General features: G+C 67.5%; 17 protein-coding genes. 5 read left to right on the forward strand and 12 right to left on the reverse strand.

Annotated elements, in window-relative coordinates; all coding sequences use genetic code 11:
• Window positions 1-134: 134 nt before the first annotated feature.
• The 4 genes from J7U46_RS20340 to xdhA form a co-directional block, all read right to left on the reverse strand.
• A complete protein-coding gene (locus J7U46_RS20340; protein WP_282829023.1) occupies window positions 135-1,160 on the reverse strand; it encodes a PHB depolymerase family esterase in 1,026 nt (341 codons plus the stop codon).
• Window positions 1,157-1,687 (reverse strand): Rossmann fold nucleotide-binding protein, encoded by a 531-nt coding sequence (locus tag J7U46_RS20345; protein ID WP_282829024.1) that lies wholly within the window; start codon window positions 1,685-1,687, stop codon window positions 1,157-1,159. Before J7U46_RS20345 ends, J7U46_RS20340 begins: the two co-directional genes overlap by 4 nt.
• A gap of 70 nt (window positions 1,688-1,757) precedes the next feature.
• On the reverse strand, window positions 1,758-4,082 hold the full coding sequence (xdhB, locus tag J7U46_RS20350; protein ID WP_282829025.1) for a xanthine dehydrogenase molybdopterin binding subunit: 2,325 nt from the start codon (window positions 4,080-4,082) through the stop codon (window positions 1,758-1,760).
• Complete coding sequence (xdhA, locus tag J7U46_RS20355; RefSeq protein WP_282829026.1) at window positions 4,079-5,617, reverse strand: xanthine dehydrogenase small subunit; 1,539 nt, start codon at window positions 5,615-5,617, stop codon at window positions 4,079-4,081. Before xdhA ends, xdhB begins: the two co-directional genes overlap by 4 nt.
• Window positions 5,618-5,688: 71 nt before the next feature.
• On the opposite strand from xdhA, the gene J7U46_RS20360 reads away from it, so the two are divergent.
• Complete coding sequence (locus J7U46_RS20360; protein WP_282829027.1) at window positions 5,689-6,666, forward strand: LysR family transcriptional regulator; 978 nt, start codon at window positions 5,689-5,691, stop codon at window positions 6,664-6,666.
• Window positions 6,667-6,684: 18 nt separating this feature from the next.
• Complete coding sequence (gene guaD, locus J7U46_RS20365; RefSeq protein ID WP_282829029.1) at window positions 6,685-7,989, forward strand: guanine deaminase; 1,305 nt, start codon at window positions 6,685-6,687, stop codon at window positions 7,987-7,989.
• Here the strand turns inward: guaD and J7U46_RS20370 are convergent.
• The 4 genes from J7U46_RS20370 to J7U46_RS20385 form a co-directional block, all read right to left on the reverse strand.
• Entirely contained in the window at window positions 7,986-9,062 is a 1,077-nt protein-coding gene (locus J7U46_RS20370) for a GGDEF domain-containing protein (RefSeq protein ID WP_282829030.1), read from the reverse strand. The two genes, guaD and J7U46_RS20370, sit on opposite strands and share 4 nt — an antisense overlap.
• A gap of 129 nt (window positions 9,063-9,191) precedes the next feature.
• Window positions 9,192-9,578 carry a response regulator gene (locus tag J7U46_RS20375; protein ID WP_282829031.1) on the reverse strand — a complete coding sequence of 129 codons (387 nt, stop codon included), beginning with the start codon at window positions 9,576-9,578 and terminating at the stop codon, window positions 9,192-9,194.
• An 11-nt stretch (window positions 9,579-9,589) separates the two neighbouring features.
• The gene (locus J7U46_RS20380; RefSeq protein WP_282829032.1) at window positions 9,590-11,869 is read right to left on the reverse strand and encodes an ATP-binding protein; all 2,280 of its coding nucleotides are present in this window, start codon (window positions 11,867-11,869) and stop codon (window positions 9,590-9,592) included.
• Window positions 11,870-11,875: 6 nt separating this feature from the next.
• The gene (locus J7U46_RS20385; protein WP_282829033.1) at window positions 11,876-12,736 is read right to left on the reverse strand and encodes a phosphate/phosphite/phosphonate ABC transporter substrate-binding protein; all 861 of its coding nucleotides are present in this window, start codon (window positions 12,734-12,736) and stop codon (window positions 11,876-11,878) included.
• Window positions 12,737-12,999: 263 nt separating this feature from the next.
• Between J7U46_RS20385 and J7U46_RS20390 the strand changes: the two genes are divergently transcribed.
• The 3 genes from J7U46_RS20390 (at window position 13,000) to J7U46_RS20400 (ending at window position 15,749) form a co-directional block, all read left to right on the forward strand.
• Window positions 13,000-14,937 carry a S9 family peptidase gene (locus J7U46_RS20390; protein WP_282829034.1) on the forward strand — a complete coding sequence of 646 codons (1,938 nt, stop codon included), beginning with the start codon at window positions 13,000-13,002 and terminating at the stop codon, window positions 14,935-14,937.
• Between the two features lie 17 nt (window positions 14,938-14,954).
• The gene (locus J7U46_RS20395) at window positions 14,955-15,146 is read left to right on the forward strand and encodes a hypothetical protein (protein ID WP_282829035.1); all 192 of its coding nucleotides are present in this window, start codon (window positions 14,955-14,957) and stop codon (window positions 15,144-15,146) included.
• 126 nt (window positions 15,147-15,272) lie between these two features.
• Window positions 15,273-15,749, forward strand: a complete 477-nt coding sequence (locus J7U46_RS20400) for a cold shock domain-containing protein (RefSeq protein ID WP_282829036.1) — start codon at window positions 15,273-15,275, stop codon at window positions 15,747-15,749.
• 18 nt (window positions 15,750-15,767) lie between these two features.
• Here J7U46_RS20400 and J7U46_RS20405 read toward each other — a convergent pair whose 3' ends face one another.
• The 4 genes from J7U46_RS20405 to J7U46_RS20420 all read right to left on the reverse strand — a co-directional run bounded on the left by J7U46_RS20405 (window position 15,768) and on the right by J7U46_RS20420 (window position 22,176).
• Window positions 15,768-18,095: a TonB-dependent receptor gene (locus tag J7U46_RS20405; RefSeq protein WP_282829037.1), complete on the reverse strand. Its 2,328-nt coding sequence runs from the start codon at window positions 18,093-18,095 to the stop codon at window positions 15,768-15,770.
• 223 nt (window positions 18,096-18,318) lie between these two features.
• A complete protein-coding gene (locus J7U46_RS20410; RefSeq protein WP_282829038.1) occupies window positions 18,319-18,675 on the reverse strand; it encodes a nuclear transport factor 2 family protein in 357 nt (118 codons plus the stop codon).
• Window positions 18,665-20,254, reverse strand: coding sequence for a serine hydrolase domain-containing protein (locus tag J7U46_RS20415; RefSeq protein ID WP_282829039.1), 1,590 nt, complete (start codon window positions 20,252-20,254; stop codon window positions 18,665-18,667). Before J7U46_RS20415 ends, J7U46_RS20410 begins: the two co-directional genes overlap by 11 nt.
• Window positions 20,255-20,496: 242 nt before the next feature.
• Window positions 20,497-22,176, reverse strand: coding sequence for a M20/M25/M40 family metallo-hydrolase (locus J7U46_RS20420; RefSeq protein ID WP_282829040.1), 1,680 nt, complete (start codon window positions 22,174-22,176; stop codon window positions 20,497-20,499).
• Window positions 22,177-22,268: the final 92 nt, after the last annotated feature.

A 22,268-nucleotide genomic window follows, 5' to 3' on the forward strand; every position in this document is an offset into this window, starting at 1 on the left:
GATGCTGGGCGGGCGCCAGTCTATGACGGCGCCCGCCGCGCTGCAGCGCCCCGGGAGCGCGCCTGTGCGCTATGGGCAAGTAGGCGTCGCTTTGGCGATGGTCGCGGGCGCCGGCCCCTGGTCGGGCAGTCCTGCTAGCGGACCAGCCGCGCCGATTGGAAGAACTCCCACATCCTGTCGTTCGCCGACAGCGCCTGCGAAGCACCTTCCTTGCCGCGCCGCACCTTGCCGGCGCCGGGCCAGGAATGGCCGCCAGTCTCGGTGGTGCAGACCTCGACCACCGCGCCATCGGCGCAGCCGCTGGCATGGCGCTCGCAGCTGGCGCCTGCCACCTTCAAGCTGGTCTCGCCCGGTGCGCTGGCGCTGCACTGGTTGCGCTGCATCCAGCGCCGCGCGGTCTCGGGCACCGAGGTGAACTCGGTGACCTGTGACTTGTCCTTGAAGGCCTTGTCGCCGGCGCCGCCCTCGTACAGCACATGGTCGTCGTTGCGGGCATGGATGATCAGCACGGGAATGGGGCGGGAAGGCTTGCAGCTGCGCGTGTTGTCGGTGCCTGCCACGCTCGCGATGGCGGCGAACAGGTCGGTGGCCTCGCAGGCCAGGCGGTGGGCCATCATGCCGCCGTTGGACATGCCGGTGGCATAGATGCGCTGCGGGTCCACGGCCACGCGCTGCTGCACATCGGCCAGCAGCGCGCGGATGAAGCCCACGTCGTCGCTGCCCTTGTCGCGCGCCTGGGCGCAGCAGTTGCCAGCGTTCCAGGTGGCCAGGCCGCCACCGGGCAGGCGGCTGTAGCCGTTCGGGAACACGGCGATGAAGCCCGCTTGCTCGGATTTGCTGATCAGGCCGTAGTTCTCGTCATCGGCCTGGAAGCGCATATTGCCGCCGCCACCGTGCAGGGCTACCAGCAGTGGGGCTGGCTGGTCCGCGCGCAGCGAGCGCGGGATGTGGACGATGTAGCTGCGCTGCTCACCGCCTTGCTGCAGCGTCAGCGTATGGCTGCCTGCCGGCAGCTGGCCAGCGGGTGCGGTCGGCGCCGCCTTGTCGGCCTGGCGGGTTTGCAGCCTTTCACGCAGGCGCTCGCGCAGGCTGCCGTCCTGGGCTAGTGCGCTCAGGTTGCAGAGGCTCAGCAGCAAGACCATCAAGGCTCGCGTTTTCATCGTGCTTGCTCCTTCTGGATCAGCCCCAGCGCGCGCAACTGCTGCTGCAGGGCCGCGATCGAATCCCAGGGCAGGATGGGTGAATTCGCCCGTTCGTCAGGCGGCTCGTCGGGCAGCCGGTCGGACCAGCCGCCGTGACCCACCAGCGGCAGCAGCGGGCGCTTGTGCAGCCAGGCCAGGCAAACCTCGGAGATCGTGCCGGCGCGGCCGCCGATCACCAGGCAGGCATCGCCGGCCAGGGCCATCAGCAGATTGCGCGCATCGCCCATGCCGCAGGGCACGACGATGCTGGCAGGCCAGTCGGCGTCGGGCATCTGGTCGGAGGGAATGATGCTCAGCACCTGGCCGCCCGCAGCGAGCGCGCGTTCGGCCGCGTGGCGAGTGGCCGGGCTGCCGCAGCCGCTGACGACGGTGATGCCGTGCCGCGCCAGGCATTCGCCAGCGGCGCCGGCCAGCTCGTAGGCGGCACTGCCGGGCTCGGCACTGCCGAGCACGGCGACCTGGGGGGAACGGGCGGAAACACTCATGCGGACTCCGATGCGTGATCAAGCCACAGCATAAGCGGGCCGCCGACCGGCCCGATCACCGGACCAGGTCTCAAGCGCGAAGCGCTTTCAGGGCCTGCACCGCATCCAGCACGGCTTCTGCCGTCGCCGGCGCCCGCAGGTGCGGATCGCAGCCCGCCGGCCCGCAACTGGCCACCGCGTCCTTGATCGCCAGCAGCACCGAGAAGGGCAGCAAAAGCGGCGGCTCGCCCAGGGCCTTGGAGCGGTGGATGCTGTCGGCATGGTTGGGATGATCGAACAGCGCGACGCGGAAGTCGGGCGGGCTGTCGTTGGCCGTGGGGATCTTGTAGGTGGACGGCGCATGGGTGCTGAGTGCGCCGGTCTTGGGATGCCACACGAGCTCTTCCATCGTCAGCCAGCCCATGCCCTGCACGAAGGCGCCCTCGACCTGGCCGATGTCAAGCGCCGGGTTCAGCGACTGGCCGGCGTCGTGCAGCACGTCGGCGCGCACGACGCGGCTTTCGCCGCTCAAGGTGTCGACCAGCACCTCGGCCACGGCCGCGCCCCAGGCGTAGTAGTAGAACGGCCGGCCCTGCAGCTTGGCGCGGTCCCAGTGCAGGCCGGGCGTGGCGTAGAAGCCATCGCTCCAGAGCTGGATGCGTTGAAAGTAGGCCTTGCTTACCAGCTCCTTGAACGTGATCGCGCTACCGCCACCAAACACCTGGCCGCCGCTGAACTGCAGGCTCGCGGCCGGGCAGTCCAGCAGCTCGGCGGCGAGGATGGCGAGGCGCTGCTTGATCTTGCGAGCCGCATCCTGCGCGGCCTTGCCGTTGAGGTCGGAGCCGGTGGAGGCGGCCGTGGCCGAGGTGTTGGCCACCTTGCTGGTGTCGGTGGCCGAGCAGCGCACCTGCTCGAAGGGCAGGCCGAGCTCATGCGCCACGACCTGGGCCACCTTGGTGTTGAGGCCCTGGCCCATCTCGGTGCCGCCGTGGTTCACCAGCACCGAGCCGTCGGTGTAGACATGCACCAGCGCGCCGGCCTGGTTCAGGTGCACCACGTTGAAAGAGATACCGAACTTCACCGGTGTCAGCGCCAGGCCCTTCTTCAGCACCGGGCTGCGCGCGTTGAAGGCCTGGATCTCGGCGCGGCGCGCGTGGTAGTTGCTGCTCGCGATCAGCTGGTCGGTCAGCGGCTTGGCGAGGATGTCTTCGACCTGCTGGCCGTAGGGCGCGACATCGCGGCCGCCTTCGCTGCTGTAGAAATTGCGTTGCCGCACCAGCAGCGGGTCAAGCCCGAGGCGACGTGCCACGCTATCGAGGATCATTTCGATGGCCAGCGCGCCCTGCGGCCCGCCGAAGCCGCGGAAGGCGGTGTTGCTCTGCGTGTTGGTCTTGGCGCAGAAGCCGTGCAAGGAGACATTCGGTAGCCAGTAGGCGTTGTCGAAATGGCAGAGCGCGCGGGCCATCACCGGGGCCGACAGGTCGGCCGAATGACCGGCATTGGAAACGAGCCAGACCTCGGCGCCGAGGATGCGGCCTTCGTCGTCGTAGCCCACGTCCCAGCGGTAGTCGAAGCCATGGCGCCGGCCGGTGATCAGGAAGTCGTCGTCGCGGTCCAGGCGCAGCTTGACCGGGCGGCGCAGCTTCATGGCAGCAATGGCTGCCACGCAGGCGAACAGGGCCGATTGCGACTCCTTGCCGCCGAAGCCACCACCCATGCGCCGGCACTGCACCTGCACCTGATGCGCCTGCCAGTGCAGGGCGTGGGCCACCAGCTGCTGCATCTCGCTCGGATGCTGGGTGGAGCAATGGATCAGCAGGGCCTGACCGTCTTGAGGCAGGGCATAGCTGATCTGGCCTTCCAGGTAGAACTGCTCCTGGCCGCCCACGGCCCATTCGCCTTGCAGTCGGTGCGGTGCGGTGCTGATGGCCGCGTCGGCATCGCCCCTGTTCAGGTGCATGGGCGGCAAGACGTACTGGCCGAGCGCGTGCGCTGCCTTGGCGGTGAGCACGGGTTCCAGCGCCTCGCAGCGGATGACGGTCTTGGCCAGGGCCGCAGCGCGTCGTGCGAGCTCGCGGTCCGTCGCGATGATGGCGAACACCGGCTGGCCGAGGTAGCGCAGCTCGCCGTCCGCGAGGATGGGATCGTCGTGGATCAGCGGGCCGCAGTTGTTCTCGCCGGCAATGTCAGCGGCGGTCAGCACGGCCACCACACCGGGCTGCTTCTTCAGCAGTTCGAGGTCGATGGAGAGCAGCCGACCATGGGCGACGGGCGAGAGGCCCAGCGCCGCATGCAGCGTGCCTTGCGCCTCGGCAATGTCGTCGGTGTAGCTGGCCTGGCCGCTGACATGCAGGGCGGCGGACTCGTGGGCCGGGCTGCTGCCGACGACCTGGGGAAGCTCATGCGGGTTGTTCATGCCGGGCTCCTGCCGAAGGACACGGCTTGCCACACGCTGGCGTGGTGAGGCGAGAGCGCCAGCTCCGGCCGCGTCTCCAGCCACAGACGCTGGAACAGGTTCTGCGCCACCTTCATGCGGTAGGCGGCGCTGGCCCGCATGTCAGAGAGCGGCGTGAAATCGCGGGCCAGCGCGTGGGCCGCAGCGCGGGCCGTGGCCTCGCTCCAGACCTGGCCGACCACGGCGCATTCGGCCTCAGTGGCCCGCCGCACCGTGGCCGCCATGCCGCCGAAGGCGAAGCGAGCCGCATGCACCTCGCGCGTGGCGGGATCGAGGCTCAAGGAGAGGCCGGCGCAGACGGCAGAGATGTCGCTGTCGTAGCGCTTGGCGATCTTGTAGCCGCGCACGCTGGTGTGCGCATCGGGCAAGGGCAGGTGCATGGCCTCGAGGAACTCGCCCGGCTGCAGCGCGTTCTGCATGTAATCGAGGTAGAAGTCTTCGAGCAGCAGGCTGCGCTGCAGTCCTCCCTTGCGCAGCACGACGCGTGCACCCAGGGCCATCAGAGCCGGTGCCGCGTCGCCGATCGGCGAGCCGTTGGCGATGTTGCCGCCCAGCGTGCCGGCCTGGCGCACCGGCGGCGAGGCAAAGCGCAACCAGAGCTCGCGCAAGGCGGGCACGGCCTCGGCGATGGCGGACCAGCTTTCTTCCAGCGTTGCTGCTGCACCGATCCACAAGCCAGCGCGGCCCTCGAAGGGTTCCGTTCGGATCGTTCGCAACGCTTCAACCGCGCCGATATAGATCAGGTCGCCGACGTCGCGGAACTGCTTGTTGACCCAGAGGCCGATGTCGGTCGAACCGGCGAGCAATCGCGCTTGCGGCTTGGCTTCGCACAGCGCGGCCAGTTCAGCGACGGTGCGTGGTGCGTCGAAGCTGTCCATGCGATCAGCAAAGGCTGGGCTCGTCGCTTCGTAGTGGAGGGCAGGGCTGGCCTGCAATGACTTCAGAGCGGATGCAATCGGCGCCCGCTGCAGGTGCTGCGCCGGCAGCTCGAACATGCGTTCGCCCGCATCGAGGATGGGCCGGTAGCCGGTGCAGCGGCACAGGTTGCCGGCCAGGTCATCGGCCAGCTGCTGGCGGCTGGGCCGGGTGCCGGCCTCGCCATGGCGCTCATAGCAGGCTTGCAGCGTCATCACGAAGCCGGGTGTGCAGAAACCGCACTGCGAGCCGTGGCACTCGACCAGGGCCTGCTGCACCGGGTTCAAGGACTCGGGCGTGCCCAGGTCTTCTACGGTCAAGAGGGCTTTGCCGTCCAGTGTGGGCAGGAACTGGGTGCAGGCATTGACGTTGCTGAACTGCAGCTCGCCATGGGCATCGAGTTCGCCGACCAGAACGGTGCAGGCCCCGCAGTCGCCCTCGGCGCAGCCTTCCTTGGTGCCGCTGCAATGGGCGTGCTCGCGCAGGTACTGCAGCACGGTGGTGGTGGTGGGCAGGCCCGAGATGGATTGCACCGCGCCACGGTGGAAGAAGCGCAGGGGACGAGGCTCGACAGAATTCATCGCGCGACCTTAACGCCAAGCTCGCCGGCTGGATATACGATGCGGCCCATGGTTGACATGAACGAACTGGTATGAGCCTGCGCGCGGCTTTCGACAAGATCGAGCTTCAACTCGTCCGTGTCCTGCATACCGTGATCACCGAGCGCAGCGTCTCCCGGGCCGCGATGCGTCTGCACATGACCCAGCCCGCCGTCAGCGCCCAGCTGAAACGGCTGCGCGCGCTCACCGGTGACGCACTCTTGGTGCGCAGCGGCGCCGGCATGGCACCCACGGCCACGGCGCTGGAGTTGCTCGCGCCGGCCCAGCGCCTCTTGCAGGATGCTGATGAGCTGTTCGGCGAGCGCCGGCGCAAGAGCGGCTTCGACCCTTCGACCGCCTCGCTGCGCCTGCGCGTGGCGGCCAGCGACTATCTCGATCCGCTCTTCCTGCCCGAGCTCGTGGCCCATCTGCAGCGGCTCTCGCCCGGCGTGCAGCTGGACCTGCAGCCGCTTTCGGCCGCCTACGACTACCGAGCCAGCCTGGCGCGCGGCGAGGTGGACCTGGTGATCGGCAACTGGCTGGAGCCGCCGGCCGAGCTGCACCTGGGCCGCTTGCTGAGCGACGAGGTGGTCTGCCTGGTCAGCGACAAGCATCCGCTGGCCCGGGCCAACGGCCGGGGCTTCACCGTCGACAAGTACCTCGCCTGCCAGCACCTGGCGCCGATGCCGCTCGGCGCCGGCCTGCCCGGCGTGATCGACCAGCATCTGGCCAGCCTCGGCCTCAGCCGCAACATCGCGGTGCGCTCGGCCTACTTCGGCCAGCTGCCGCAGATGGTGGCCGACAGCCTGCTGGTGCTGACCACCGGCCGCCTCTTTTGCTCGCGCTACCTGGACCAGCTGCCGGTCAAGGTGCTGCGCTGCCCGGTCGCCTTTCCGCCCATGGCCTACTACCAGCTCTGGCATGAGCTGACCCACCAATCGGCCGCGATGCGCTGGCTGCGCGAGCAGGTGCGCGAGGTGGCCCGCAGCCTGGTGGCGCGAGCGCCGCTGGCCGCCCGTGTGCGCGACTGATGCGTGAATGAAGAAACGATGACTCCAACGATCCCTACCCAACGCCTGGCCCTGCGCGGCGACCTGCTCGACTTCACGGCCACTCCCGCCTGGGGCGCCGAGGAAGATGCCGCCGTGCGCTTCCGGCCCGACCATTGGCTCTTGATCGAGAACGGCCGCATCGTCGGCGCTCAGCCTGAAACGCCGGATGAAAGCTGGCAGCGGCAAGACCATCAAGGCCGGCTCATCCTGCCCGGCTTCATCGACACCCATGTGCACTGCCCGCAGCTGGACGTGATCGCGAGCTATGGCTCCGAGCTCCTGGACTGGCTGAACCGCTACACCTTCCCAGCCGAGCGCCGCTATGCCGACCCGGCCGTGGCGCAGGCGGGCGCCGAGCATTTTCTCGATGCGCTGCTGGCCCATGGCACGACCTCGGCCGTGGTCTTCCCGACCGTGCACAAGGGCTCGGCCGAGGCCTTGTTCGAATCGGCCCGCGCGCGCGGCATGCGCCTCGTGGCCGGCAAGGTGCTGATGGACCGTCATGCCCCCGACGGCCTGCGCGACGACGTGGCGCAAGCCGAGCGCGACTGCATCGACCTGATTCAGCGCTTCCACAACCGGGACCGCCTCGCCTATGCGGTGACCGTGCGCTTCGCTCCCACCAGCACGCCGGCCCAGCTGGCGATGGCCGGCGCCTTGTGCAAGGCCGACCCCTCGCTCTACATGCAGACCCATGTGGCCGAGAACCGTGCCGAGGTCGAGTGGGTGGCCAAGCTGTTTCCCGATGCGCGCAGCTACCTCGACGTCTATGCGCGCGAGGGCCTGCTGCATCCGCGCGCCGTGCTGGCCCATGGCATCTGGCTCGATGAGGCGGACCGCCGTGTCCTGGCCGAGAGCGGCGCCCAGGTGGCTTTCTGCCCCTCGTCCAATCTCTTCCTCGGCAGTGGTTTGTTCGACTGGCCGGCGGCGCGCCAGGCCGGCTTCAGGGTGAGCGCGGCCAGCGATGTGGGCGGCGGCACTTCGCTCTCCATGCAGCGCACGCTGGCAGATGGCTACAAGGTGCAGGCGCTGAACGGCCAGCGGCTCTCGGCCTGGGTGGCCCTGCATGCGGCCACACGCGGCGCGGCCGAGGCGCTGGGCCTGAGCAATGAGATCGGCTCGTTCGACGTCGGCTCAATGGCTGATCTCTGCGCCTGGGACTGGGCGCAGGGGCCGGTAGCCGAAACGCGCGATGCGCTGGCCCGCACGCCGCACGAGCGGGTGTTCGCCTGGCTCACGCTCTCGGACGAGCGCAATCTGCGCGCCGCCTATGTGGCCGGGCAGGCGAGGGTGGGCGCCTAGAACAGGTCCACGCTGCCGGTGCTGATCTCCTTCAGCACGCCCTGGCGCACCAGGCTTTCGTAGTGCAGCACGCAGTTGCGGCCGGCCTTCTTGGCTTCGTAGAGTGCGCTGTCAGCGCGGTTGATCACTTCCTGCGGCAGCACCACCGGGTCGGCGCCGCTGAAGCCGCCGCTGATCGTCACCTGGCCCACGCGCGGGAACTTGAAGTGCTCGATCTTCTTGCGCGCGCGCTCGAAGGCCTGCGTGGCGGCCTCCAGGTCATTGGCCGCGATGATGGCGATGAACTCCTCGCCGCCATAGCGGTAGATCAGGTCTGAGCGGCGGAAAGCCGCCTGCAGCAAGCGCGTCACCACGATCAGCACCTCGTCGCCGATCATGTGGCCGTGGGCGTCATTGATCTGCTTGAAATGGTCGATGTCCAGCACGCCCAGCCAATATCGATGGGGCTGCTTGTCACGCCGCTCGGGATCCTGGGTCCCGTCGGGCTCGTGCAGCCGCGCATACAGCAGGTTCCAGAGCCGGTCGAGGTTCATCTCCAGCGAGTAACGGTTCAGGAGGCCGGTCAGGCGGTCGCGCTGGCTGCTGTCGAGCAAGGCAAAGAAGTTGGTGAAGACCTCCAGCACGCCGTGCACGATGGCGTCTTCCATCGGCGTGATCTCGTGCTCGCGGCGCAGCACGAAGTAGCCGCAGAGCTCGCCGCCCCCATGGATGGGGTAGCAGATGATGAAGTCGCTCTCGAGGCGGCGGCTGCAGGGCTTGTCCAGCAGGCGCACGTTGTCGAGGATGGACTCGACCTCCTCGGGCAGTTGCTGCTCGTTGGCAATCTCCTCCACATGCTCGGCCACGCGCTGCACGCCTTCCTGCTCGGTCTCGACCTGGCGCGCGTGGTGCAGCGTGCGCACGATGCTGCCGCGCTCGTCGACGCGGTACAGCGAGGTCTCGGTCACGCCGAGCAGGGGCCCCAGCGTGCGCAGCAGGCTTTGCTCGACCAGGTAGGTGTCGCGGATGGCGGTCATCTTGCCGAGCTGCTTGAGCACGCTGGGCAGGCCGGCGGTGGTGCGGGCGTTGATCATTGTTTTGGCACGGAGGCTTGTCTCAAGCCACAGTATGGCTGCCAAAACTACGGGTTTACGCTTGGTTCTCGACTTTTGTCATGACCGCCGCATCAATTGGAATGGCCGCCAGGCAGTGGCCGGCGAGCCTCAGGGCTGCGCCGCCCGACGGGCTTTCAGGACCCGATCCACTTCGGCGGCCAGGCCGATCGGGCTGAATGGCTTGACCAGAAAGGCGTCTACGCCAGCAGCCAGTGCCGCCTCGCGATCCGCGCTCTGCGCACGGGCTGTCAGCATGACGATGCCGATCTTGCTCAGCTGTGGATCGGCACGCAACTGCTTGGTGAGTTCCAGCCCGTTCATCTCGCCCGGCATCATCATGTCCACGATCATCAGCTCGGGCCGGATGACGCCGGCCGACAGCAGGCCCTGCGTGCCGTTCGCGGCCTCGTGGATCTGGTGACCATCGAAATCCAGCGCCCAGCGTATCAGGCGGCGGATGTCGGAGTGGTCTTCAACGATCAGGATGGTGCTCATGGTGCGGGGAGTCAGGTATCGGGCGCCATGGTATCGGCAGTCGGCAGCCACAGGGTCACGGTCGTGCCCTGGCCAGGCTGGCTTTGCAGTGCCAGCCGGCCGCCGTGCAGCTCGACGATTTCCTTCACGATGCTCATGCCGAGCCCGGTGCCAGGAATGGCGCCGGAGTCGTCAGCGCGGTAGAAGCGCTCGCTGACTCGCGCCAACTGGTCCGGGCTCATGCCGATGCCCTGGTCAGCGACCTCGATGCCAGCCATGGGCTGGCCGTTGTAGAGCTCCAGCCGCAGTTGCAGCGACACGGTGCCGCCTCCTGGAGAGTATTTGTAGGCGTTAGACAGCACGTTGCCGAGGGCCTGCTGCAGCTTGTTGCGATCGACGCGCACCATGCAGCGCTCGGCCTGGCACTGCAGCACCGGGGCCTCGCGCGAGGGCGGTGGATTGAAGTCATGCACGAGGGCCGGTACGACGGTACACAGGTCCAACGACTCGAGCACGAAGTCCTGGCCGCCTCGGGCCTCGATGCGCGCCAGGTCCAGCAGTTCGTTGATGACTGCAATCATCAGGGTCGACTGTCGGTGGATGATCTCGAGCACCTCGTGCCGGCGCGCTTCGTCCATCTGCCGATGCTGCAAGATCTCGACGAAGCCGTAGATGCTGGCCATCGGCGTGCGCAGTTCATGTGCGGCCATGGAGAGGAACTCACTTTTCATGCGGTCCACCTCGAAGGCATGGCTCACGTCACGCAAGGCCAGCACCTGTGAAATGGCTTCAGACCTCCCCCCTCGCAGCCGCAATTCCAGCACGCGGTGCGTGGGCCGCTTGATCTCGATGACGACCTGGCGGTCCTCGTCATTGCCGTCCCGCTGCATCGCGGCAAAGCCGAGCCAGGTGATGGCGCCGTCGGCCTGCCGGCGCAGCAAGGCCTCCAGGGCATCCTCGTCCAGGCCTAGCGGGTCCGAGGCGATGCCGGTCAAGCGGGCGAAGGCCGGGCTGGCGTAGCTCACCCGGCGCTGAGCGTCGAAGGAGACGAAGGCATCGGGCGTAAGCTCGAAGATGGCATTGAGCTGGGCGCCGCGCGCCTGCAACTGGCCCACCAGGCCACCGATCATCTGGCTGATTGCACTGAGGTCGTCGCCCGCACCCTCGCGATCGCTTGCCTCGGCGGTTGCACTGACCTGTGTCAGGCCTTCGAGGACCTGACGCAGCGCCACCAGGGCGCGTTCACGGCTGCCCAGTTCCTCGCGCAGCCGCTGCTCCAGCAGATGCTGCTCGGTGATGTCGCGGAAGGCCATCACATGACCGACCGCCTGACCCTGGTCATCGTTGATCAGCGAGAGGCTGGAGTCCACGACGCGGATCTCGCCAAGGGCGTCGGCCATGGGCAGGCGCCGGCCGCTCCAAGGCCGCAGGGCACGACCTGCGTCAAACGCCTGAGGCATGACGTCCTGCATCAGGCGGCCCGTCAGGTGGGACAGAGGCAGTCCTATCGTCTGCTGGGCGGCCGGATTGGCCAGCACGATGCGGCCATCGGCGTCGAGCGTGAAGACGCTGTCGGCAATGGCCCTCAGCGTGACAGCCGCCTGCGCCCGCTGCAATTGCAGGCTGGCGGCCGTGCGGCCGAGCACCTCGAAGGTGGCTCTGAACTCGGTCGGCGCGTCGTCGGCCGACAGCAGGGCCTGGGTCGGGTCGCCGCTGATCAGTGCCCGCTCGAAATCCTGCACCTGGTTCAGCCGCCCCAGCCAGCGCACCAGCAACAGGCGGATCAGGCCCAGGCCCGCGACGAGACCCACGAGGCCCATGGCCAGCGTGACCAGGGTCTGCTGCCAGAGCTTGCCGGCAATGCGGTCGCTGGCGAAGCTGAGCCGCAACACACCGTAGTCGCTGCCGCCCACGACGACCGGCAGGTTGCTGTCCAACAGCAATGCGGCCACCCGGTCCTGCAGCCATGTCGGCGGCGGCATGCTGGGCGTGCCTGGATTGGGTACCTTGACGACGCCGCCGCGCAGATCGATGAAACTCGCGCTGCTGAAGGAAGAATGCTGGACCGCCCGCTCCAGCGTGCGCTGGATGGTGTCGTAATCGCCGATCACGGCGCTGTCCGAGATCACCGGCAGGATCACGCTGTTCAGCGTGTCAGCGCGCTCTTGGGCCTCGGTCAGCTCGACCTGAAACTGATAGCGGTAGAACAGCACCAGCGCCGAGGCCACGAAGACCAGCAGCGTGGTCGAGTAGAGCGCGAACACCCGCCCGACCAGCGAGCGGGGAAGCAGCGCTTGCAGAACGCGCGCCACCGCCACTCAGCGCAGTTGAGGGGGCGCGCTGCGGTAGAAGTCCCGGTAGGCGCCGTACTCCGAACCGTCAGAGCTGATGAAGTGGGCCTCGGCGCTCAGCCCCACCTGCTGCGAAGCCTGCTCCAGGATCGCCCGGCCTTCCGGATCCTTGTGCATGCCGATGAAGGCGGCTGCGACAGCGCGCTGCGCACTGTCGGGCACCTTGGCAGAAGCCATCAGCGCCAGGTCGTGCAGCGGCGCCGAACTCCAGAGCACCCTGAATTTCTTGCCCTCGCGCTTGGCAAAGCCCTCGGCCAGCTGCGAGTTGGCGCCGACCGCGGCGACCTTGCCGCTGAACAGTTGCGCAAAGGCGCCGTCCATGTTGCCGCCGAAGACGGTCTTGAACTCGACCTTGCGGCTCATCAGCTGGGCCGCCGGGAACTTGTAGGCGACCAGCGCCTCCTGGCCCGGGAAGGCCACTTCCTTGCCCTGCAGTTGAGACAGCTCGGTGATGGGCGAGTCGGCAGGCACCAGGATCTGGCCATGGACCGGCGGCGTGAGCCGGCGCGCCAGCACCTTCCAGCCGAGCTTCTCTCGGTCCGGGCTGAACATGTGGTTGCTGAAGATGAATTCGACCTCCTGCGCGAGCACGTAGGACGTGGTGTCCGCCGAGGTACGGCCGAGCTTGAGCTGGAGCTTCACGCCGCTCTTGGCCGACACGTAGCTGATGATGGGATTCCAGTAGGCGGCCGTCAGGTTGATGCCGTACTGGTTGACTGGCGAGAACTGGTAGGCGGGCGAGCTGCCCTGTGCCCAGGCGGCGGGCATCAGGCTGGGCAGGCACAGGGCCAGCAAGGCCAGGTCGCGGCGACGGATCATTGGCTTCATGAACGGAACTCCGGGTTGACGGTCCATCAGACGCACAAGTCTAGGCAGGCGCGCGGCACAGGGGTTGACATCCGACAGCCCCGGTTCGCCGCAAGCGTCAGAACGGTAGTCTGTCACGCGGCCATGCCGTCTGTCGGCAACTGCGGCAGGTCGTGGTGGTGCTTCGGCAGCTGGTCCGGACCGGCCTCGTTCCAGGCGGGGCTGACGCCTATAGTCGCGCCAGCTGGCGAGGGCCGGCATCCAACCGCAGGAGCGAGAAACCGATGAAACCCCAGAAGTCGATCACGACCTTTGCCCCGGCCAGCCTGCTGGCTGCAGCCCTCTGCCTCGGGCTTTCAACCGCGGCGCCCATCTGCGCCGCTGCGCCTACCAAGGCTGCCGCGAAAGCCGCCAAGCGCTACACCATCGAGCAGTTCATGGCCACCGTCTCCATCGGCGGCGCGAGCTTCAGTGCCGACGAGAAGCGCATCCTGTTCTCCAGCAATGTCACCGGCATCTTCAACGTCTACAGCATCCCGGTCACGGGCGGCGAGCCGGTGGCGCTGACCAAGTCGACCACCGACAGCAACTACGCCGTCGGCTACTTCCCCGAGGACGACCGCGTGCTGCTGACCCGCGACCAGGGCGGCAATGAGCAGAACCACCTCTACGTGCGCGAGCTCGATGGCAGCGAGAAAGACCTGACCCCCGGCGACAAGCTGAAGGCCGCGTTCGCCGGCTGGAGCGGCGACAACCGTGCCTTCTACGTGAGCAGCAACGAGCGTGACCCGCGCTTCTTCGACCTCTACCGCTACGACGCCAAGACCTACGCCCGCACCCTGGTCTACAAGAACGAGACCGGCATGTCGGTCGGCGCCATCAGCCGCGACGGCCGCTGGCTCGCCCTCGGCAAGACCAACACCACGGCGGACTCCGACGTCTACCTGCTCGACACCCAGAACCAGGCGCTCAAGCACATCAGCTCCCACCAGGGCGTGGCCAGCTATGGCGCCGCCACTTTCGACCCGGCCTCCAAGCGCCTCTTGATGACCAGCAACGACGGCAGCGAGTTCACCCGCCTGGTGGCCTACGACCTGGCCAGTGGCGATCTGAGCGATGTGGAGAAGTCCGACTGGGACGTGGCCTACAGCGACTACTCGCGCGACGGCCGCTTCCGCGTCACCGGCGTCAATGCCGACGCCAGCATCAAGATCACGATACGCGAGGGCGACAAGCTCCTGCCCCTGCCCAAGCTGCCCGACGGCGAGGTGCGCGGCGTCAACTTCTCCAAGAGCGGCAGCAAGATGGCCTTCTACGTGAACGGCGACCGCTCGCCCAGCAACCTCTTTGTGCATGACTTCGCCACCAAGAAAACGACCCAGCTGAGTCGCAGCCTCAGCAAGGAGATCGATCCGGCCGAGCTGGTCGAGGCCAGGATCGTTCGCTTCAAGTCCTTCGACGGCATGGTGATTCCGTCCGTCTACTACGAGCCCAAGGGCGCCTCGGCCGCCAACAAGGTACCGGCCGTGCTCCTGGTCCATGGCGGCCCCGGCGGCCAGACCATGCGCGGCTACAACGCCTTGGCCCAGTACCTGGCCAACCATGGCTATGCGGTGCTCGGCATCAACAACCGCGGCAGTTCGGGCTACGGCAAGAGCTTCTTCACGGCTGACGACGGCAAGCATGGCCGCGAGCCGCTGTGGGATTGCATCGAGGCCAAGACCTACCTGGCCTCGACCGGCGTGATCGACCCCGAGCGCATCGGCATCATGGGCGGCAGCTACGGCGGCTACATGACGCTGGCGGCCCTGGCGTTCCGGCCCGAGGCCTTCAAGGTGGGCGTGGACATCTTCGGCGTCAGCAACTGGCTGCGCACGCTGGAATCGATCCCGCCCTACTGGGAGAGCTTCCGCAAGGCTCTGTACCAGGAGATCGGCGACCCGGTGAAGGACAAGGACTTCCTGATCGCCACCTCGCCGCTGTTCCACGCCAAGGAGATCCGCAAGCCGCTGATGGTGATCCAGGGCGCCAACGACCCGCGCGTGATCAAGCCCGAGAGCGACGAGATCGTCGAGGCGGTCAAGAAGAACGGCGTGCCGGTGGAGTACGTGGTCTTCCCGGATGAGGGCCACGGCTTTGCCAAGAAGAAGAACCAGATCGAGGCCAACCGCCAGATCAAGGACTTCCTCGACAAGTATTTGGCCCCCACGTCGTCCAAGTAAGCGGGAAGGAGTCCGCCATGCTCGGTTTCATCCTCTGGTGCCTGCTGTTCGTGGTCTGCTGGCCCCTGGCGTTGCTGGCCCTGGTGCTGTGGCCGCTGGTCTGGCTGATCAGCCTGCCGTTCCGGTTGCTGGGCATTGGTCTGGAGGCGGTGTTCGCGCTCCTGAAGGCGCTGCTGATGCTGCCGGCGAGACTTATTGGCGGCCGTTAACCGCTGGGCCTTGCGCCCGCAACAGCTCTTACATCGTGTTGCGGGCGTTTACCGGCCTTTGCCCCCACCATGCCGCCATTCCCCGGGTTCACCGGGACCGGCATTGATGAGTTGGGCAGCAAGAACATGAGATTCGTTGGCACGCTGAAGACCTGGGACGACGACCAGGGCATGGGCACGATAGAGCCGCAAGGCGGCGGGCAGGGCCTGTTCGTCCGCATTTCGGCCTTCCCGGGCGATGCGCAGATGCCCCATGTGGGCGAGGCGCTGAGCTTCGAGGTGGAACTGAGTGCTTCGGGCCGCAAGCAGGCGGTGCGGGTGCGCCGCCAGGCTGATACAGGCAGCAGCGCTGCTCGTTCCCGCACGGCCGCGCGCGCCGCCGCCGCCAATGCCCAGCGCCGCAACTGGATGGTGGGCACGGCGGTGGCCGTGCTGCTGACAACGGTGGGCGGTCTGGCGCTGATGCGCCACTACGAGCCCGAGGCGAGCGCGAAGTTCGCGGCGCTGAATGCCGAGCTCAAGCCCGAAGCCCCGGCCCCAGTGCAGCAGGCCGACAAGGCGCATGCCAAGCCGGCCGCCAAGCCGGCCAGCCTCAAGCACTGAGCGCGGGCTGGTTCTTCGTCAGATCCGAATTTCCAGGCGCGCCTGCCACTGCGTGAAGGTGCGGCCGGCGCTCTGGGTGGTGATCAGCTGGTCGCCCGTATTGATCACGCTGCCGTTGGCATAGTCCAGCGGCGAGAGATTGGTGGCCGACAAGCGCACGCCCACCTGCTGGTTGACGTTCCACAGCGCAAAGGCGTCGAGCACGCGCTTCTTGGTCGTGGTCGCGGCGGTCAGCACTGACTGCTGGATCTGGTTGGCCGGCGTGTAGTTGATGCTGGCGCCGAGCGTGACGGGCGCACCGCGCAGCCGGTAGTCCACACCGAAATTCGCCACGCCCTTGGGCTGCTGGTCCAGCTTGTTGTTCGGGCCGGGAATGCCGTCCACGCTGGAATGGAACACGCTCAGGTTGGTGCGGAGTTGCAGCGGCATGGCGTCCGGAATGAACTCATCCAGGCGGAACTTGGCTTCGAGCTCCACACCCTGGGTGCGGGCCTTGCCGATGTTGCGCGGCCGCGAGACCCAGCGCGGCACGTTGGACCAGCTGACCGTCTCCAGCTCGGTCACATTGCGCATCAGGTCGGTGATGCGGCGCGAGAACACATTGACGCTGAGGATGCCGCCCTTGCTCAGGTAGCGCTCGAACGCGAGGTCCAGGCCGTTGGCCAGCTCGGGCTTCAGGTTCGGGTTGCCGGCGCGGTCGGCGTAGTTGGCCGTGTTGGCACCGGTCGGGTACTGCGAGTTGACACTGGGGCGGGCCACCAGGTCCTGCAGTTGCGGGCTGCGGTAGCTGCGTGTGAGGCTCATGCGCACCTGGTCGCGGCTCTTCTCGTCGGGCTTCCAGACGGCGTGGAACAGCGGCGTCATCACGCTGGACTTGTTGTTGACGGAGTAGTTGGCGGCCGTGCTCTTGCTCTCAATGCCTTCCCAGCGCAGGCCGGCATAGGCCGACCACTGCTTGCTCGGGTTCCATTCGTCCTGGATGTAGGCGGCGGTGCGCAGCGTGGAGGCCTCGAACACGTCGCCGAACTCCAGCACGCCCCGGCAGGCCAGGCCGTTTTCCTGGCAGACGCGGGTCGAGCTCTGCTTCTGCCCCTCGGCTTCCAGGCCGCTGACCAGGCTGTGCTCGCTCGGCAGCATCTGGTGCGAGAGCTTGGTGTTGAGGCTCCAGGAATGGTTGTCGCTGTCGCTCTTGTCGTCCTGCACGCGGGTGGGCGTGTTCACGCCCTTGACGTACTCCTGGCGGAAGCTGTGGCTCTGGTTGTCGCCACGGCCCACGCCGCCGCGCAGCTCCAGGCGGGTCTCGGGGCCGAGGCGGTTGGTCCATTGCGCATTGACGCGCGCCATCGTGAACTCGTTGTTGCTCTGCGTGTCCACGCTGTTGTAGTTGATGCCAGGGTTCTGCTCCGAATGGTTGAAGCCATTGCCCTTGGACGAGACCAGGAAGGGTTGGATGGACAGCGAGCCACCATCCTCCAGCTTCCATTGCAGGCGCGCATTCATGTTGAGCGCGCGGCGCTTGTTCTCGTGGAAACCGGTGGTGGTCTGCACCGACTCGGCGCCGGTTTTCAGGTCGCGCGTGGTGGCACGCACGGCCACGTCGTCGATGTTGTCGCCCTGGTGGGCGTTGATGGTGATGTTGTAGGCACCGCCGTTGTCGTTGAGCTTGTCGTTGCGGGTCCAGGAGGCATTGGGGCGCAGGCGGCCCTTCTCCTCGGCCACAGCGAGGCGCACCTCGTTGAGGCGCTTCTGCAGCGCTTCACGCAGTACCACGTTGATCGTGCCGGCGATGGCGCGGGCGCCATGCTCGGCCGTGGGCGCGCGCATGATCTCGATGCGCTCCACCTGCTCGGGCGGCAGCTGGTCCAGCGCGAAGCCAGGCGGCATGCGCTCGCCGTTCACGAGGATCTGCGTGTAGCCGCCACCCATGCCGCGCATGCGCACGTCGCCGCCCCGGCCCGGGCGGCCGCCGGTGGTCACGCCGGGCAGGCGCTTGAGCACCTCGCCGAGGCTGTTGTCGCCATAGCGCTCGATCTCCTCGCGGCCGATGATGATCTTGGCGGCGGTCGAGGCGCGGCGCTTGCCGTCGTCATTGGCGTTGCCTTCGATCTCGACGCGCTGCAGTTGTTGTTGCTGCTGGCCCTGTGCTGGCTTGGCCTCGGCGGGGCGCTGGGCCGGACGCTGTGGCGGCGTGGCGGGCTTGCCCGCAGGCGCATTGGCGGGGGCGCTGGCCGGTGCTTCCGGCGGCGGTGCGGTCTGCGCCCAGGCGGGCGGGGCGGCGGCACCGAGGGCCAGGGCAAGGGCTGCGGACAGCGGCTGCAGGGCGAACTTTGCTTGTTGTCGGATCATGGTCGCGGGTTTGCTCGCGGCGCCGCATGCGGGCGGCCGGGCAAGGTCTTGTTGTGGACAGGCAGGCGCTGTGCCGGGGCTCGGTCAACGCAGGCGCGAAGCATCGCATGGATGCCCCGCCCAGCCCTCAGGTCATGGCCCGCGTTTACCGCGTCTTTACCTGCAGCAATACCGGCTGTTGCGGATCGCTCAAGAGACTGAGCGATTCCTGCCCTGCGAGCTTTCAGTCAGGGCTGAAGAAGTAGACGGCCCGTATCAGGCCTGCGGCGCAGTGGTAGACCACCATCACCGGCTGGGGTTCCGGCGCGCGGCCGTGCACCCACTCGTAGTCCACCACCTTGTTGCCCATCACCAGGCGCTCGGAGACCTCGGCGCGTAGGGCCGGGTTGGCGAAGGCGCCGGCCGCATAGCTCTCGCGGAAGGCCTGCAGGCCCGTGAGGCGCGGCTGCAGGTCGGGCATGCGCCAGACCTGCACGTCCTTTGCATAGCAGGCGCAGAAGGCGTCCAGATCCTTGGCGTTGTAGGCCGTCAGCTGGGCCTCGGCCAACTCGGCCGGGCTGCGTGCTTGTTCAGTGTTCATTGCTGCGCTCGAATGTCAGATGCTTGATGCGGCCGGTGTCGACATGCAGGGCCTGCACGCGGCCTGCCGCATCTCGCTCCACGCGCAGCAGCTGATTCGGCTGCATCCAGTAACCGGTGCTGCGCAATTCGACGAGGTTTGGGGTCAGGGCGTGCAGCATCCAGGGCTGTTGCGCTTTCAAGAGCGGGCCTTCGGCGTGCAGGCTGTGGTCGTCGGTGATGCGCCAATCCACGCCCGCGTCCTTGCTGCGGTAGCGGCCGCAGAGGCCGGCCGGCAGGGGCCCGTCCTCGTGGACCCGCTGCAGCTGCGCGACGCGGCCGGCGCCGATGTCGAGACTCAGACCCTCCGGGCCCTCGGTGCGCAGGCGGAATTCATAGACGCCCCGCAGCGGCGTCCAGCTGCCGTCCAGCTCGGCCTGCAGCTCGAAGGCGGCGCCCCATTGCGAGCAGCTCGTGCGGCCGGACGCGTCCACGCTCAGCGTCAGCAGCTGGCCTTGCTCGGCATCCAGCCAGCGGCCCTGCCAGGCGGCCAGTGAGGGGCCTGCAGGCAGGGGCGAGCGTTCGAGCACCAGGCCAGCCAGCTCGCGCGCCACCTTGTAGGGGTTGCTGCCACTATCGTTGGAGATCACCACCACGGCCAGCTTCTCGGCGGGCACAAGCAGGAACTCGGTGCGGTAGCCCGGCCACAGCCCGCCATGGCCCAGCGTGGCCTGGCCCTGCCAATGCCCGTGCTCCAGGCCGCGTGCATAGGGCGAGGCGAAACCGCCGCTGAGCGGCAGGCGTTCGCTCAAGGCCGCCACCAGGGCCGCCATGTCCGGGCCCGGCTGCAGGAGCTGGCCGGCCCAGAGCAGCAGGTCGTCCACCGTCGACACGAGGCCACCTTCGCCGCCCTGCTCGAAGCCATGCATGGCGCGGCGCCAGCGCCCGGGCTCGCCGGTTTCGGGCAGGTAGGGCGAGGCCAGGCCCGCCACCGGCTGGTCGCAGGCCAGCAGCATCTGCGTGGCATGCATGCCCAGCGGCCTGAACAAGTGCTGCTGCAGGAACTCGTCGAGCGTCTGACCGCTGACGCGCTCGACCACCAGGCCCAGGAGCGCGAAGCCGCTGTTGCAGTAGAGAAAGCGGCTGCCCGGCTCGAAGTTGAGATGCCGGCAGCGGGCGATGGTTTGCAAGAGCGTGGCACGGTCCACGCGGAGGTCGAGGTTGACGCCACCGAGGCGCAAGAGCTCCAGCATGTCGGGCAGGCCGCTGCAGTTGCGCGCCAGCTGGTCCAGCGTGATCGCATGCGGCCAGCCGGCCAGCTCGCTCAAATGTTGGCGCACATCGTCGTGCAGCGAGAGCCGGCCCTGCGATTGCAAGCGCAGCACGGCCGCCACCGTGAACTGCTTGGACACCGAGGCGATGCGCAGCCGGGTGTCGCGCCGCATCGGCTGGTTCTGCTCCAGGCTGGCGAGGCCATAGCCCTTGGCCAGCAGCAGCTCGCCATCGCGCATCAGGCCCACGGCATAGCCGGGCGCCCAGCGGCCTTGCAGGCCGGCGAAGTAGTGGTCGATGCGGGGCGGCAGACCGGTGGCTGTATTCAAGGCGGAGCTCCTGACGAAGTCGCCAGTGTAGGAGCGTCGCACCATGAAAAAAGGCCACCGAGGTGGCCTTGCGGGTTCTGCCTTGCGGCAGGTACTTCAGCGCTGGTGACGGGTTCCAGTCCTCTGCCCAATTTGCAGCCGGTTTTCGCTTCCGTGCTTTGCATTGTGCTGAGCTTGCGTGACGGCGGTATGACGAAGAACAAGCATTCTTCAGTCCAGATCGCCGTCAGCGCGCCATCAACTCAGCGCGACGACAGCTCGCCCAGGGCCTTGCGGTCCTTGCTGCGCACGCGCTTCTCGGCCTTGACCTTCTCGGCCTGCTTTTCCTCGGCCGTCAGCTCGGTCGGCATCGGCTTGCGCGGCAGGCGGGTCTCGGTGGTGGCGGCGTTGTAGACCAGGGTGGCCAGCACCACGGCGGCCTGCTTCATGTCGTCCGGCAGCACGTGGTCGGAGGAGTCCACATGCGTGTGGTGCAGGCGGGTGAAGTAGTCCAGCGGGTCCTGGATGAACTGGAAGCCGGGCAGACCCACCTGGTCGAACGAGGCATGGTCGGTCGAGCCGGTGGAGTTGTTGGTGATCACGCCATCACTCAGGTCGCTGACCTGGCCGAACCAGTCGGCGAACGAAGCACGCGCGGCGGCATTGCCCTGGGTGTAGATGCCGCGCAGCTTGCCGCTGCCGTTGTCCACGTTGAAGTAGAGCGAGAGCTTCTCATGCTCGGGCTTCACGGTGATGGGCCAGCCCGGGTTGCTCCACATCCAGCGCGGCAGCGCGCGTTCCTTCGGGTCGGTCGGCTTGGGGCGGCTCGCGAAATGTTCGTCCACATAGGCGGCCGAGCCGATCAGGCCCTGCTCCTCGCCGGCCCAGAGGCCCAGGCGCACGGTGCGCTTGGGTTGCACGCCCACGGCCTTGAGGATGCGGATGGCTTCCATGGTGATGGCCACGCCGGCCGCGTTGTCCACGCCGCCGGTGGAACCGTGCCAGGAGTCCAGGTGGGCGCCCAGCATCACGACCTCGGGGCCGCTGCCCGGAATCTCGCCGAGCGTGTTGTGGGCATTGACGTCCTCGTCGTAGAAACGGGCGTCGACGCTGAAGGTGACCTTGGGCGTCACACCGTTCTCGATGGAGCGGGCCAGCATGTTGTAGTGCTCCACCGGCAGCATCAGGCCCGGCACCGGGAAAGTCTTGCCCACGCGGTGGTTCTGGCCCATCACGCGGACGAGGCCGCCATCCCAGGAGCTGCGGAACAGGGCGCCGGCGGCACCCTCGGACTTCAGGAAGGCTTCGCGTGCGTCATTGAAGCGGCTGAACTTGCGGCGCGCTTCCACGCTGTCGGGCGGCGTGTTGCCGTCGTTGGCCGGGGCCTTGATGTTGAAGGCACGCATCTCGTTCAGCTCGGCGGCCGAGTAGCGCTTGGAGATCTCGCGGCGCGGCTCTTCCGTGTCCATGGGCTCGTTGAGCATCACGACCTTGCCCTTGATCTTGCCCTTGTACTTGGCGAGCTCGGCTTCGGTGACAGCGTCCAGCATCACGACCTCGGCCTCGACCGTGCCATTGGTGCCCGGCGTCCAGGCCAGCGGGATGGCATGCAGCGAGGTCTTGCGCGGGAAGCTCATGTCCATGCTGGCCTTGTCGTAGCTCCAGCCACGGCCGAACTCGAAGGCCTCCTGGTGCACATTGGCCAGGCCCCAGCCCTTCATGCGCTCCATGGTCCAGAGGCTGGCCTCGCGCATCTTCGGCGAGTTGGTCAGGCGCGGGCCGATCTTGTCGGTCAGGTGCTGCAGCGTTTGCATCACCTGGGAGTGGTTGAAGCCCTGGTCGCGGATCGCGTTGATCGTCTCGGGATCAGGCTTGGCGTAACCGAGCACGGGGACCAGCAGGGCAGCCACGGCCAGCGCCTGGTGCAGTTTGTTCAGCTTCATCTTGGGGCTCCGACGAATATTTGGATCCAGAAAACGCGGCAGTCTACGGGCCGCATCCGGGGGTGCCATTCGTCAGGCCCCGCTTTTGTGCG

Origin of the sequence: Pelomonas sp. V22 (assembly GCF_030014915.1) — a bacterium.
Classification (GTDB): domain Bacteria; phylum Pseudomonadota; class Gammaproteobacteria; order Burkholderiales; family Burkholderiaceae_C; genus JAUASW01.

What these genes read in the sequence shown, in the direction of transcription:
- J7U46_RS20340 (WP_282829023.1), bottom strand. Translation starts at nt 1,160, where the DNA reads ATGAAAACGCGAGCCTTGATGGTCTTGCTGCTGAGCCTCTGCAACCTG.
- J7U46_RS20345 (WP_282829024.1), bottom strand. Translation starts at nt 1,687, where the DNA reads ATGAGTGTTTCCGCCCGTTCCCCCCAGGTCGCCGTGCTCGGCAGTGCC.
- xdhB (WP_282829025.1), bottom strand. Translation starts at nt 4,082, where the DNA reads ATGAACAACCCGCATGAGCTTCCCCAGGTCGTCGGCAGCAGCCCGGCC.
- xdhA (WP_282829026.1), bottom strand. Translation starts at nt 5,617, where the DNA reads ATGAATTCTGTCGAGCCTCGTCCCCTGCGCTTCTTCCACCGTGGCGCG.
- J7U46_RS20360 (WP_282829027.1), top strand. Translation starts at nt 5,689, where the DNA reads ATGAGCCTGCGCGCGGCTTTCGACAAGATCGAGCTTCAACTCGTCCGT.
- guaD (WP_282829029.1), top strand. Translation starts at nt 6,685, where the DNA reads ATGACTCCAACGATCCCTACCCAACGCCTGGCCCTGCGCGGCGACCTG.
- J7U46_RS20370 (WP_282829030.1), bottom strand. Translation starts at nt 9,062, where the DNA reads ATGATCAACGCCCGCACCACCGCCGGCCTGCCCAGCGTGCTCAAGCAG.
- J7U46_RS20375 (WP_282829031.1), bottom strand. Translation starts at nt 9,578, where the DNA reads ATGAGCACCATCCTGATCGTTGAAGACCACTCCGACATCCGCCGCCTG.
- J7U46_RS20385 (WP_282829033.1), bottom strand. Translation starts at nt 12,736, where the DNA reads ATGAAGCCAATGATCCGTCGCCGCGACCTGGCCTTGCTGGCCCTGTGC.
- J7U46_RS20390 (WP_282829034.1), top strand. Translation starts at nt 13,000, where the DNA reads ATGAAACCCCAGAAGTCGATCACGACCTTTGCCCCGGCCAGCCTGCTG.
- J7U46_RS20395 (WP_282829035.1), top strand. Translation starts at nt 14,955, where the DNA reads ATGCTCGGTTTCATCCTCTGGTGCCTGCTGTTCGTGGTCTGCTGGCCC.
- J7U46_RS20400 (WP_282829036.1), top strand. Translation starts at nt 15,273, where the DNA reads ATGAGATTCGTTGGCACGCTGAAGACCTGGGACGACGACCAGGGCATG.
- J7U46_RS20405 (WP_282829037.1), bottom strand. Translation starts at nt 18,095, where the DNA reads ATGATCCGACAACAAGCAAAGTTCGCCCTGCAGCCGCTGTCCGCAGCC.
- J7U46_RS20410 (WP_282829038.1), bottom strand. Translation starts at nt 18,675, where the DNA reads ATGAACACTGAACAAGCACGCAGCCCGGCCGAGTTGGCCGAGGCCCAG.
- J7U46_RS20420 (WP_282829040.1), bottom strand. Translation starts at nt 22,176, where the DNA reads ATGAAGCTGAACAAACTGCACCAGGCGCTGGCCGTGGCTGCCCTGCTG.